Raw genomic sequence first — 13601 nt, forward strand, 5'->3', positions numbered from 1 at the left:
GATGATATTGTTAAGGAGGTGTAATTATGGCTCATCCAAAGAGAAAAACTTCTAATGCAAGAAGAGATAGAAGAAGAGCACAAAACTTTAAGTTAAGTGCACCAGGTATCGTAGAATGCCCACAATGCCACGAGGTAAAGTTAGCTCACAGAGTATGTAAGAGATGTGGACACTACAAAGGTAAGGAAGTAGTTTCTAACGATAATTAATAAGATTATAGAAGAAAGTCTTTAAGACTTTCTTTTGTTTTATCTTAATTTAAGTCGATATATGATTTTCACTATAGACTATAAGCATTCATTAATATATAATTAAATTGAAAAAGTAATAATGAGAGGTATAAAAATGAAAATTGTTGTTGACGGTATGGGTGGAGATAATTCACCATCAGAAATTGTAAAAGGGTGTATAGATTTTCTTAATGAAAGTCAAAAAGAAGTACATATATATATCACTGGTCCTGAAAAGAAAATTAAGGAGGAACTTGAGAAGTATCCTAATAATAACAATATAACTATTGTAGATGCTTCTGAGGTTATATCATGTAACGAACCTCCAGCTATGGCGGTTAGAAAGAAAAAAGATTCTTCTATGGTTAAAGCCTTAAGAATGGTAAGAGATGGAGAAGCGGATGCTATTATATCAGCTGGTAGTACAGGAGCTTTATTAACAGGGGCAACTTTAATAATTGGAAGAATTAAGGGAATTAAAAGGGCGGCTTTAGCACCACTTATGCCAGGTAAAAATGGTCCATTTATGCTGCTGGACGTTGGTGCGAATGTGGATTGTAAACCAGAAAACTTGACACAATTTGCATTAATGGGTAAAGCATATTTTGAAAGTGTAATGAATGTAAGCAACCCTAAGGTTGGATTAGTTAATATAGGAACAGAAGAAGAAAAGGGTAATGAGTTAGCTAAAGAATCTTATAAGTTACTTAAAGAAGAAAATATTAATTTTCATGGCAATGTTGAACCAAGGGATATGGTTAGTGGTGATGTTCACGTTGTTGTTGCAGATGGATTTGTTGGAAATTCAATATTGAAAGCTATAGAAGGTGTATCTTCATTAATATTGGGAAGATTAAAAGATGGAATATATTCGTCCCTTAAAACGAAAATTGGAGGTGCACTATTAAAGCCAGTGTTTAAAAAGTTCAAAAAAGATTTTGATTATAGAGAATATGGAGGAACACCTTTCTTAGGTGTAAAAGGTGTTTGTATAAAAGCACATGGAAGTTCGGATGCTAAGGCTATTAAAAATGCTATAAAACAATCCGTATTATTCTATGATAAAAAGGTTATTGATAAAATAAAAGCTGAATTTCAAAATAATTAAAATAAGTATATAATATGTAATAATAAAAGTAGTTATGAGGGTTAATAGAAATATAGATATCTCAGTTAATGAAATTATATACACTTTTTTCTAAGGTGTGTCTAAATCAAATTACACAGTAGAATCTATATGTTTAAATTTAAAGAATAATTTAACAAAATATTTTGGAGGGATAATTATGATATTTGAAAAGATTAAAGGGATTATTGCAGATCGATTAGGAATTGATGAAAGTGAAATTAAATTAGAATCTAATTTTGTTGATGATTTAGGGGCAGATTCTCTAGATGTTGTTGAATTGGTTATGGCATTAGAAGAAGAATTTGAAATAGAAATTCCTGACGAAGATGCAGAAAAAGTAGGGTCTGTAAATGACGTAGTTAAATACGTATCAAGCAAAATAGAAGAATAATAAGTCCCGCTTTGCGGGACTTGAACTTTAATAACACATAGTAGTTAGGAGAACAATAATGATTCATAAAAAAAAGATTATTAGTGAACTAGAAAATAAACTGGGAATAAGTTTCAATAATAAAGAATTGATATTAACAGGTTTGACGCATAGTTCATACGCAAATCTAAAAAAAGAAGTTAAATATAATGAGAGAATGGAATATCTTGGAGATGCTGTGTTGGAGTTAATTATATCTGAACATTTATTTAAAAGATGTGAGGATAAATCAGAAGGAGATCTTACAAAGACTAGAGCCTTGATAGTTTGTGAAAACTCTCTATATGAAATAGCGAATGGATGGAATTTAGGAAAGTATATTCTTATGAGTAAGGGTGAAGAGAGCACAGGTGGAAGAAACAGATCTTCTATATTATCAAACTGTGTTGAGGCAGTAATTGCTGCTGTATATCTTGATAAAGGAATTGATTTCACTAAAGAGTTTGTTCTAAAAAGTTTTGAAGATATAATTAATAAAGCTATAGAAAATAAGATAGTTTTAGATTATAAAACAAAACTACAAGAAATACTTCAACAAAATGGGGTAATAGACATCTCATATGAATTATCTAAGTTAGAAGGTCCGCCACACAGACCTAAATTCTTTATAAATTTAAAAGTTGATAAAGAGTTAAAAGGAAAAGGTGAAGGGTACACAAAGAAAGAAGCAGAACAAAATGCTGCCAAAGCATATGTACAACTATTGGAGGAGTTTAATGAGTAAAAGTTATTATATAATTCCTGTGTTTGTACCTCATGAAGGGTGCCCTCATGATTGTGCTTTTTGTAATCAACATTCTATAACAGGTAATAGAGAAGAAATTTCAACATCAAAAATACGAATGATGATTGAAGAGTATCTTCAAAGTATAAATACGAAAAAAGATAAAGAAGCAGTTGTTGAAATATCTTTTTTTGGAGGAACATTTACTGGTATTGATATTAAAAAACAGAAAATGTTATTAAATATTGCAAAAGAATATAAATCAAAAGGAAAAATAAAATATATACGTCTTTCAACACGTCCAGATTATATTAATGATGAAATATTAAAAAATCTTAAAGATTATGATGTTGATATAATTGAATTAGGGGCTCAATCATTTGATGATGAAGTATTAAAAGCTGCTAATAGAGGGCATACAGCTGAGGATATTGAAAAAGCCAGCAGATTAATTAAAGAATATGGTTTTACTCTTGGTATTCAATTGATGTTAGGATTACCAAAGGCGGATTTTCATAGAGATTTTTATTCAGCTAAAAAAGCAGTTGAAGTTAAACCAGACTTTACAAGGTTGTATCCAGCATTGGTTATAAAGAATACTGAGATGGAATCTATGTATGAAACTGGAGAGTATACTCCATATACAATTGAAGAATGTATAGAAATAACTAAAAAGATTTTTGCGTTTTTTGAGGTGAATGATATCAAGGTAATACGAATAGGGCTACAGCCAACTACAGAAATATCTTCAGGTTCTGATTTGGTAAGTGGACCTTTTCATCCGGCAATTAGAGAGTTGATTGAGGGATCTCTTATCAATGATATGATTTCAAGTAGTATCATTGACCTGAAAGAAGATGTTAAATTGATTGTAAATCAGAAAGATTTATCTAAATTGTATTGTTGGAAAAAAAAGTTTTTCAATAAATTATTGTTAAACTTTGATGGGAATTTAAAAGTAGAAACCAGCGAAGAAATTAAACGAAATGAATTCGTTGTACAATGTAGAAAAAAAATAATAAAGCTAGAATTAAGAGATTACTTAAATGAATTAGTAAAAAAAATAATGGGGGATGAGTTTAATGAAAAGAAAAAGAAAAGAGAAAATAGTTAGATATACATTATTAGGAATTACAGCAGTGTTCGTAATAGGGACTGTACTATCCCTTGTTGCGCAATTATTCTAATATTGATGTAGGTGAAATTTTATGTTTTTAAAATCAATTGAAGTTAGAGGGTTTAAATCCTTTGCTGATAAGACTGAATTAGAATTCAAAAAAGGTGTTACTGCAGTTATCGGACCAAATGGAAGTGGGAAAAGTAATATTTCTGATGCTGTGAGATGGGTTCTGGGTGAACAAAGTGTAAAAAGCTTAAGAGGAGCAAAAATGCAGGATGTAATTTTTGCGGGAACTCAATTTAGAAAGCCTGTTGGGCTTGCACAAGTTTCCTTAATACTAGATAATTCTGATAGTGAGCTACAGATTGATTATTCGCAGGTTAAAATTACAAGAAGATTATATAGATCAGGTGAAAGCGAATATTTAATTAATAATACTAAGTGTAGACTAAAAGACGTACAAGAATTATTTATGGATACTGGAATAGGTAAAGAGGGATACTCACTTATAGGGCAAGGTAAAATTGATGCGATTCTTAGTGGGCACAATGAAGATAGAAGATTATTGCTTGAAGAGGCTGCTGGTATTGTTAAATATAAAACTAGAAAAAAAGAAGCAGAGAGAAGATTAAAAAATACAGAAGAAAATCTTATCAGGATTAATGATGTATTATCTACTATAGAAGATAGAGTGGAACCTTTAAGAATAGATAAAGAAAAAGCAGAAGAGTTCATTGAATTAAGTTCGGCATTAAAGACAAGAGAAGTTAATGTAATATTATCAACACTTGAGAAAAATGAAAGTAGTCATAAGAAGAATGAAGAAATATTAACTGAAATTAATGAAGAACTAATGAATTCTAAAAAAATACTGGATAATTCTCGAAATGAATTGAATTCTTGGAATGAAGCTCTTGAACAATTTGAAAAAGAATATGCTAGTGAAAGACAAAAATATTATTCAGAGAAAAATTTAAAAGAAAAATTGAATGGTGAAATTAATCTTTTAAAAGAGAGAATAAAAAATGCTGATCAAGTAATTGAAAAAGAAGAAAAAGAAATAATTTCCTTAAATGAAAAATTCAATAAGTTTACAGGTGAAAAGAGTGTCTACACTAATGATTTAGATGAATTGAATCGTTCAAAAGAAGAAATTGAAGAGAAAAAAATATATTATGATAAGAAGATAGTTGAACTATCGTCTAAAATTGAATTATCTAGCAAGAAAATAGTAAAGATAACTGAAGAAATTGAAAAAGTTAAAGAAGAATTATTTAATAAGAAAAACAGTTATTTTGTAATTGAAAAAGAATTAAAAGATTTTAATGATAAAAAAGTTGAACTTACACAGAGAATTTCTAATTTTGATATGTCTTTAAAAATCAAAGAAAAAACAAAGTTAGAACTTATCAATAAAACTGAAGTTATTGATAATCAGATTAGCGGATGGAAGACTACTATTGAAGAGAATAATAAGAGTATTTTATCTGAAAAAAAAGAAAAGTTGAAATTAGAAAAAAATATTGATGAATTAAATAGAGAATTCAACGCATGTGAAGCAAAAAAGAATGCGTTAAATAATCTTGAGGAACAATATGAAGGGTATAATAAATCTGTCCAAAGATTAATGCGAGAGGTTCATAAATTTATTCCTGAATATAAAGATAAGTGTTGGGTGTTAGGTGAGATAGTAAAAACACCTAAGAATTACGAACTTGCAATTGAAATTGCACTTGGTGGAGCTATTTCTAATGTAATTACTGAGAATGAGGTGATTGCAAAGCGTTTAATCCACACTTTGAAAAATAAGAAAATAGGAAGAGCTACGTTTTTGCCTATTGATATTGTTAAAGGAAAAAGGGTTAACATTGATAATAACATCAAAGGCATGAAAGGGTACATTGGTATTGCTAGTGATTTAGTATCTTTCAATAAGAAGTATACTAATGCAATTGAATATACTCTAGGAAGAACAGTAATAGCTGATAATATGGACAATGGGTTGGCCATCGGTAAAAAAGGTGGACTAAATTTTAGAATAGTTACACTTGATGGAGAAGTTATAAATCCTGGAGGTTCTTTGACTGGTGGAAGTATATATAATAAAAATAATTCAATCATGGGTAGAAAAAGAGAGATTGAAGAATTGAATGTACGAAGTGAAGAACTTAAAAAAAGAATTGAAGAATTAAAAGAACATAGAAAAGATTTTGAAAAAAATATTGAAATATTAGATGAAAAAAATCTTAATATTAAAGATTTGATTCATAGCGAAGAATTAGAAAGAGCTAAAATTAGAACTAGAATCAAAGGGATAGATGAAGAAAAAGTTAATCTTATGAAAGAAGTAGCTAGTGGGAAAGAATCTTTGAATGTGATTATTAATGAAATAGTTAGTCGAAAAGACGAGTTATCAAGCTTTGAAGAAAAAAATAGTGGTCTAACTAAAATGCTTGAAATAAGTGAAAAAAATATAGAGTTATTAAGAAATGAGAAAATTCAAATGGAAGAAGAGAAAAAAATAGCTGATAAGGAATTAACTGAAATTAGAATCACTGAAGCTGAAACTGTTCAAAAGATAACTAACAAAACTAGTGAGATTAATAGGATTACTATTGAACTTAATTCTATAAATGAAAGAAAACATGACTTAGATAAAGAAGTGCAAAAATCATACATGGATAAAGAAATTAGTTCTAAAAAGATTTCTGAAGATATTGAAACAGTTAAGAATATTGAAGAATATTTAATAAAAGCTGATGAAATATTTAAAGAGAATGAGGATAAAAAAATTAAGATTAAAGATTATATTAAAAAATACTCTGAAGATTTAATGAATGAAGAGAAAAATGTTGAATTAATTAATAAAAATCTTAATAAAGTTGAAATCAATAAAGCTAAGCTAGAGAGTGAGAGGGAGAATATATTCCAAAGGTTAAATGAAGATTTTGACTTAACTTTAGCTGAAGCAAAAGATTTTAAAGATGAAAATATTGATATTTCTGTAGCAACAAAAGAGATTAAAGTGCTTAAAGAAAAAATATCTAAATTAGGCACTGTAAATCTTGGGGCTATTGAAGAATATAAAGAAGTTAAAGAAAAGTTTGAATTTATGAGTACTCAAAGAGAAGACTTGATAAACTCAAAAGATGAGTTGTTAAAGTTGATAGATGAGATGACAGATGAAATGAGAACCCTTTTTAAAGAAAATTTTGAAATAATGAGAAAAAACTTCGATGCAACATTTAAAGAATTATTTAAGGGTGGTAGTGCTGATTTGATACTTAGTGAAGGTGATGAGCTGCAAGCTAATATTGAAATTAATGTTCAACCACCAGGAAAAAAGCTTCAAAATATTTCCCTAATGTCAGGTGGAGAAAAAGTATTATCTGCAATTGCACTTTTGTTTGCAATTCTTAAAATGAAGCCAACGCCATTCTGTATTTTGGATGAGATTGAGGCTGCTTTGGATGATGCAAACGTATTTAGATATGCAGAGTTTTTAAAAAAATTCTCTGAAAATATTCAATTTATTGTTATAACTCATAGAAAGGGAACTATGCACATGAGTGACGTTATTTATGGGGTTACAATGGAAGAAAAAGGTGTTTCTAAAATACTGTCAATGGATTTAAATAATAATGCAATTCAGGTATAGATAATCCGTAGGAAAATTAATTTATACTTGTCCAAAATCTCAAAGTATTAATGAGTTATGGACTTGTATAAATTAATATTTGAGTTGGAATATCTGTATAGTTTGGAGGAAAAATATGTTTGGAAAATTATTTGGTAAACTTAAAAGTGGTTTAGAGAAAACAAGAGATTCTATAACAGATAAGGTGAATGAGGTATTAAAACTTGCAGTAACTATTGATGAAGATCTTTACGAAGAACTTGAAGAAATTCTTGTTATGGCGGATATTGGTTTTGACACTACTGTAGACATCATTGAGAGATTAAAAAAGAAAATTAAAGAAGAGAAAATTAGTGAACCTTCTGAGGTTAAGCCGTGTTTGAGAAGAGTTATTGTAGAGATGCTTGAAGAAGACGCTGAGGAAATTGAAGAAGAATTTCCTAAGGTTCTTTTAATTATTGGTGTAAATGGGGCAGGGAAAACTACTTCAATTGGTAAGATTGCAAGTAGATATAAAGAAAGTGGTAAAAAAGTTTTGTTAGCAGCTGGAGATACATTTAGAGCTGCTGCCATTGATCAATTAGAAGTATGGGCAAATAGAGCAGAGGTAGATATAATTAAACATAAAGAAGGGGCAGACCCTGGTGCAGTAATATTTGATGCGATTTCAGCTGGAAAATCAAGAGGTTCTGACATATTAATATGTGATACAGCAGGAAGGTTGCATAATAAAAAGAATCTTATGAAGGAATTAGCTAAGATTAATAAAATTGTTGAAAGTGAATTCAGTGGAGCGCAAAAGGAAACATATCTAGTGCTTGATGCAACAACAGGTCAAAACGCTGTTTCACAAGCAAAGGAATTTATGGAAGCGAGTAAAATTGATGGTATTATACTTACTAAGCTAGATGGTACTGCTAAAGGTGGTATAGTTATATCAATAAAAAATACATTAAATATTCCAGTGAAGTATATTGGAGTTGGAGAAGGTATAGAAGATTTACAAGAATTTGATGCATCTGAATTTGTTAATGCACTTTTTGATTAATTTTTAAAAGTGTTAAGTAAAAATACTTGACAGCCGTGGTTTAATCTGTTAATATTAATATCGTTGTCGGGTTATGGGTGTTAAGTAAAAATACTTGACAGCATCATTCTAATCTGTTAATATAAATATCGTTGTCAGGTTATTAGGTTGGTGATAATTATGGATAAGAGGTTTGAGATTTCATTTCTGTTAGATTGCTATGGAGCATTATTAACAGAAAATCAAAAAAATGTGATGGAATTGTATTATAATGCTGATTTGTCCTTGGCAGAGATAGCGGAGAATACAGGGAAAAGCCGTCAAGCTGTTCATGATCTAATAAAAAGAAGTGAAAAAACTTTGTATGATTATGAATCAAAGTTATCTTATCTTAATAAAAGATTATCGGTGGACAAATTAACTGCTAAAGTAAATGACAGTATAGATGACATTACCAGTGAAGATGAAATTAACAGAGAAAAGTTGCTGGGTTGTCTAAATGATGTGTTGAAATTCTTAAATGAAATTTATTAGGAGGTTCCTATATGGCATTTGAAGGATTAGCGTCAAAATTACAAGAAGCTATGAAAAAGCTTAAAGGTAAAGGAAAATTAACAGAAAAAGATATTAAATTGGCCATGAGGGAAGTTAAACTAGCACTTTTGGAAGCTGATGTTAATTTCAAAGTAGTAAAAAACTTTGTAAAGACAGTGGGAGAAAAATGCAACGGAAGCGAAGTAATGGAGAGTCTTACGCCTGGTCAACAGGTAGTTAAGATTGTTAATGATGAGCTTTCTTCTTTAATGGGTGATGAGACTAAAGAAATAAATTTAAAAGCAAATGGCATTTCAGTAATTATGCTAGTAGGTTTGCAAGGTGCAGGTAAAACAACAATGGGTGGTAAGCTCGCTATGCATCTTAGAAAGAAAAATAAAAGACCTTTACTTGTAGCGTGTGATATTTATAGACCAGCTGCGATTAAACAATTGCAAGTTGTAGGTAAATCCATAGATGTTCCTGTATTTAGTATGGGAGATAAGGTGAGTCCTGTAGATATTGCAAAAGCAGCTATTGAACATGCAAAAGCAAATGACAACAACGTTGTTATTATAGATACAGCAGGAAGACTTCATATTGATGAAGAACTTATGCAAGAACTTAAGGATGTAAAAGAATGTGTAGATCCAGATGAAATTCTACTTGTTGTAGATTCTATGACTGGGCAAGATGCAGTAAATGTTGCTACTACATTTGATGAGTTATTAAACATTGATGGTGTTATACTTACAAAACTTGATGGTGATACTCGTGGTGGAGCTGCATTATCAATTAAGGCAATGACTGGAAAAGCAATTAAGTTTGCTGGAGTTGGAGAAAAACTTAATGACTTAGAGGTATTCCATCCAGATAGAATGGCTTCGAGAATTCTGGGAATGGGAGATGTATTATCTCTTATTGAAAAAGCACAAAGTGCTATTGATGAGAAAGAAGCTGAAGAATTGTCTAACAGAATGATGAATGAAGAATTCAATTTTGAAGACTACCTTTCAGCAATGAAGCAAATGAAAAAATTAGGCCCATTAGGTAAGATTATGGAAATGGTTCCTGGAGTTAATAAATCAATGATGAGTAATTTAGATATGGAAGCTTCTGAAAAAGAAATGAAGCGTGTTGAAGCGATGATTAATTCTATGACAGTTGCTGAAAGAAGAAAACCTAGTCTTATTAAGAGCTCATCATCAAGAAAAAAGAGAATTGCTAGAGGCGCAGGAGTAAATGTTGCTGCAATTAATAAGCTGCTTAAAGGGTATGAACAATCAAAGAAAATGATGAAGCAGTTTAAAGGAATGAGTCAAGGTTTTGGAAAGAAAGCTTCTAAAGGTTTATTTGGGAAATTCCCATTTTAATATAAGCAAATGAAAAATTTAAGGAGGTGAATTTATAATGGCAGTTAAAATCAGATTAAAGAGAATGGGTGCTAAGAAAGCTCCTTTCTATAGAGTGGTAGTTGCAGATTCAAGAGCTCCAAGAGATGGTAGAAACATCGAAGAGATCGGATACTACAACCCAGTTGCAGAGCCTAAAGTAATCAAGATTGATGAAGAAAAGGCAGCTAAGTGGTTAAGCAATGGTGCACAACCAACAGAAACTGTTAAGAAATTATTTAACAAAGTAGGAATCAACAAATAGTATATAATGTTGAATGGAGGCGTATCTCGATGAAAGAATTGCTAGAGGTAATAGCCAAATCTCTTGTAGATAATCCAGAGATGGTTGAAGTTAATGAAGTTTCTGGTGAACAATCCATAATTCTTGAGCTAAAAGTATCTCAAGATGATATGGGTAAAGTAATAGGTAAGCAAGGCAGAATAGCTAAGGCTATTAGAACTGTTGTTAAAGCTTGCGCTATCAAAGAGAATAAAAGAGTAGTAGTAGAAATAATATAAAGAGTTAGGGCTTCCTAACTCTTATTTTGTATAAAAAAGTATATTATTAGTAAATAATATTGTACATATACAATTTAAGTACATTATAGAGATTCCTTTACGAAAATTAATTTATACTTGTTCCAAAAGCTCGGCGTATCAACGAGTTATGGACACGTATAAATTATGATTTGAGTTGGAATCTCTATAAAGATGTATATTAATATATTAAAATTTAAACAGTTTGAGGTGTGGTATGAAGAACGAAACTTTAGTAATCGGGAAGATAACGAAAGCTCATGGTATTAGAGGAGAAGTGAAGGTGATACCGCTTACTGATGATCTTAAGAGATTCAAAAAGCTTAAAACAGTTATAATTGACGATAAAGAAGTTATAGTAGAAGGTGTTAAACTTCAGAGTACTAAAGCTATTTTGAAATTAGAAGGTTTCAATAGAATTGAAGATACTGCTGTGCTTAGAGATAAGTATATTTCAGTTAATAGAGAAGATGCTGTTGAACTTGAAGAAGGAGAATATTATATAGCTGATTTAATTGGTTGTATGGTGTTTGATGAAAATGGTCTTCAATTAGGTAAAATATATGATGTAATAAGCACTGGTAGTAATGATGTTTATTGGATTAAAGATCAGAAAAAGAAGGATATTTTAGTTCCTGTATTAAAAGAAATTGTATTAAATGTAGATATTGATTCAGAAAAAATAATTATCAAGCCTATAAAAGAGTGGATGGATGAATGAAGATAGATATTTTAACACTTTTTCCTGAGATGTTCGAAGTATTTAATCATAGTATTATGAAAAGGGCACAGGAAAGTGGGCATTTAGAATTGAGTATTGTGAATATTAGAGATTACTCTGAAAATAAACATAAAAAAGCAGATGATTATCCTTATGGAGGAGGAGCAGGCATGGTTATGACTCCTCAACCCATAGTTGATTGCATTAGGAAGGTAAAAGAGAATAATAAGGGGAAAGTGATATTTTTAGGACCTAGAGGTAAAAGTTTTAATCATAAAAAAGCTCAAGAACTATCTAAGGAAGAATCGTTAATATTCCTCTGTGGTCATTATGAGGGTATAGATGAGCGAACAAGGAAATATATAGATGAAGAAATTTCCATAGGTGACTTTATACTTACTGGAGGGGAAATGGCATGTCTACCAATTGTTGATAGTATAAGTAGATTAATTCCAGGAGTTCTTGGCAGCGAAGAAAGTTTTATGGATGAATCTTTTTATAATGGGTTGCTAGAATATCCTCAATACACAAGACCTGCAGATTTTGAAGGTGATAAGGTTCCTGATGTTTTATTGTCAGGTCATCATGACAATATTAGAAAATGGAGAAAAATTAAATCTTTAGAAATTACAAAGAAGTACAGAAAAGATTTGTATGATAAGTATGTTATGACTAAAGAAGATATAAAATTGTTGAAAAATAAAAAAAAATACTTGAAAGATTAAAATATGTATGTTAATATAATACTTGTGCGATTTCAGGCGGTCCTCTGATAGAAAATCTATTATAGAACGTCTAAATATAAGAAGGAGGTTGTACAAATGCAAGATATAATAAGAGCTATTGAAAAAGAACAAATTAGAACTGATTTACCAGAGTTTCACGTTGGTGATACTGTAAAAGTTCACGTAAGAATTACTGAAGGTAAAAAAGAAAGAATTCAGATTTTCGAAGGTACTGTTATTAAGAGACAAAACGGTGGAATTAGAGAAACTTTCACTGTAAGAAGAGTTGCTTACGGTACTGGTGTAGAGAGAACTTTCCCAGTTAACACACCTTTCATTGAAAAGATTGAAATTGTTAGATTAGGTAAAGTAAGAAGAGCTAAGTTATTCTACTTAAGAGACAGAGTAGGTAAAGCTGCTAAAGTTAAAGAGAAAATCGTAAGAAAGTAATTCAAGAGGGGCTTTAGGCCCCTTTTTTGATTATAAATATACACTTTTATAAGGAGGGAGAAAACTATGCATGGAATAGAAAGTGTTAATAGTATAAAAAATATTAACTGGTATCCTGGGCATATGGCAAAAACTAAAAGAAAGATTCAGGAAGAACTTAAGCTTGTAGATATTGTTATAGAGATTAGGGATGCAAGAATCGTTGAAGCTAGTAAGAATCCTGAAATTGATAAAATTTGCAAAGGTAAGCCAAGAGTAATATTACTAAATAAGTACGATCTGGCTGAAGATAAAGTAACTAATAAGTGGGTAGAAAAATTAAAGGAAGATAATGTTGAGGTTGTATTAACTAACTGCGTTAAAGGATATGGAATAAATGAAATAAAAAAAGCTATTGATAAATTAATGAAAGATAAAAGAGAGAGAATGGAAAGCAAAGGGGTATTGAACTTTGTGACAAGAGCTATGGTTGTAGGTATACCAAATGTAGGAAAGTCTTCATTTATTAATAGAATGGCTAAAGGTAAGAGAGCAAAGACGGGTGATATGCCTGGTGTTACAAGATCCAATCAATGGATAAAGACGGATTTAGGTATTGAATTGTTAGACACTCCTGGGGTTTTATGGCCTAAGTTTAAAGATCAAGTTGTTGCTCAGAATCTAGCTTTCACAGGGGCAATTAAAGACGAAATTCTGAATATAGAAGATTTAGCATATAAATTGTTAGAAAGACTAGTTGTTGATTATCCAGAAAATCTTCAAGAGAGATATAAATTAGATTATGTATCAGATGATCCATTAGAAACTATGGAAGAAATAGCAAGAAAAAGAGGTTGTCTTCTTAAAAAAGGTGAGATTAATTACGATAGAGTGTCAGTTATTATTTTAGATGAATTCAGGGGAGGGAAAATTGGCAAAATCTCTATAGAGAAGCCATAGGTAT

The 13601-nt window shown here is 30.4% G+C and carries 15 protein-coding genes; all 15 read left to right on the forward strand.

Annotation, left to right across the window (positions count from 1 at the left end):
* Nucleotides 1-26 precede the first annotated feature (26 nt).
* The 15 genes from rpmF (at nt 27) to ylqF (ending at nt 13597) form a co-directional block, all read left to right on the forward strand.
* On the forward strand, nt 27-209 hold the full coding sequence (gene rpmF, locus OW730_RS13955) for a 50S ribosomal protein L32 (RefSeq protein ID WP_271224669.1): 183 nt from the start codon (nt 27-29) through the stop codon (nt 207-209).
* A 136-nt stretch (nt 210-345) separates the two neighbouring features.
* Entirely contained in the window at nt 346-1338 is a 993-nt protein-coding gene (gene plsX, locus OW730_RS13960) for a phosphate acyltransferase PlsX (RefSeq protein ID WP_271224670.1), read from the forward strand.
* Nucleotides 1339-1516: 178 nt separating this feature from the next.
* On the forward strand, nt 1517-1750 hold the full coding sequence (gene acpP / locus OW730_RS13965) for an acyl carrier protein (protein WP_271229568.1): 234 nt from the start codon (nt 1517-1519) through the stop codon (nt 1748-1750).
* A gap of 58 nt (nt 1751-1808) precedes the next feature.
* Nucleotides 1809-2513 (forward strand): ribonuclease III, encoded by a 705-nt coding sequence (rnc, locus tag OW730_RS13970; protein ID WP_271224671.1) that lies wholly within the window; start codon nt 1809-1811, stop codon nt 2511-2513.
* Nucleotides 2506-3627 (forward strand): elongator complex protein 3, encoded by a 1122-nt coding sequence (locus OW730_RS13975; RefSeq protein ID WP_271224672.1) that lies wholly within the window; start codon nt 2506-2508, stop codon nt 3625-3627. Before rnc ends, OW730_RS13975 begins: the two co-directional genes overlap by 8 nt.
* Nucleotides 3628-3721: 94 nt before the next feature.
* Nucleotides 3722-7291 carry a chromosome segregation protein SMC gene (smc, locus tag OW730_RS13980; protein ID WP_271224673.1) on the forward strand — a complete coding sequence of 1190 codons (3570 nt, stop codon included), beginning with the start codon at nt 3722-3724 and terminating at the stop codon, nt 7289-7291.
* Between the two features lie 115 nt (nt 7292-7406).
* Nucleotides 7407-8318, forward strand: coding sequence for a signal recognition particle-docking protein FtsY (gene ftsY, locus OW730_RS13985; protein ID WP_271224674.1), 912 nt, complete (start codon nt 7407-7409; stop codon nt 8316-8318).
* 159 nt (nt 8319-8477) lie between these two features.
* Entirely contained in the window at nt 8478-8831 is a 354-nt protein-coding gene (locus tag OW730_RS13990; protein ID WP_271224675.1) for a putative DNA-binding protein, read from the forward strand.
* An 11-nt stretch (nt 8832-8842) separates the two neighbouring features.
* On the forward strand, nt 8843-10204 hold the full coding sequence (gene ffh, locus OW730_RS13995; RefSeq protein ID WP_271224676.1) for a signal recognition particle protein: 1362 nt from the start codon (nt 8843-8845) through the stop codon (nt 10202-10204).
* A 37-nt stretch (nt 10205-10241) separates the two neighbouring features.
* Nucleotides 10242-10487, forward strand: coding sequence for a 30S ribosomal protein S16 (gene rpsP, locus OW730_RS14000; RefSeq protein WP_271224677.1), 246 nt, complete (start codon nt 10242-10244; stop codon nt 10485-10487).
* A 29-nt stretch (nt 10488-10516) separates the two neighbouring features.
* Nucleotides 10517-10744 (forward strand): KH domain-containing protein, encoded by a 228-nt coding sequence (locus OW730_RS14005; RefSeq protein WP_271224678.1) that lies wholly within the window; start codon nt 10517-10519, stop codon nt 10742-10744.
* 235 nt (nt 10745-10979) lie between these two features.
* Nucleotides 10980-11483 carry a ribosome maturation factor RimM gene (gene rimM, locus OW730_RS14010; RefSeq protein WP_271224679.1) on the forward strand — a complete coding sequence of 168 codons (504 nt, stop codon included), beginning with the start codon at nt 10980-10982 and terminating at the stop codon, nt 11481-11483.
* Nucleotides 11480-12208 carry a tRNA (guanosine(37)-N1)-methyltransferase TrmD gene (gene trmD, locus OW730_RS14015; RefSeq protein WP_271224680.1) on the forward strand — a complete coding sequence of 243 codons (729 nt, stop codon included), beginning with the start codon at nt 11480-11482 and terminating at the stop codon, nt 12206-12208. Before rimM ends, trmD begins: the two co-directional genes overlap by 4 nt.
* 96 nt (nt 12209-12304) lie before the next feature.
* On the forward strand, nt 12305-12658 hold the full coding sequence (gene rplS / locus OW730_RS14020; protein WP_271224681.1) for a 50S ribosomal protein L19: 354 nt from the start codon (nt 12305-12307) through the stop codon (nt 12656-12658).
* Nucleotides 12659-12724: 66 nt separating this feature from the next.
* Nucleotides 12725-13597, forward strand: coding sequence for a ribosome biogenesis GTPase YlqF (gene ylqF / locus OW730_RS14025; RefSeq protein WP_271224682.1), 873 nt, complete (start codon nt 12725-12727; stop codon nt 13595-13597).
* Nucleotides 13598-13601 lie beyond the last annotated feature (4 nt).

Source organism: Oceanirhabdus sp. W0125-5 (assembly GCF_027938815.1).
GTDB lineage: Bacteria > Bacillota > Clostridia > Clostridiales > Clostridiaceae > Oceanirhabdus.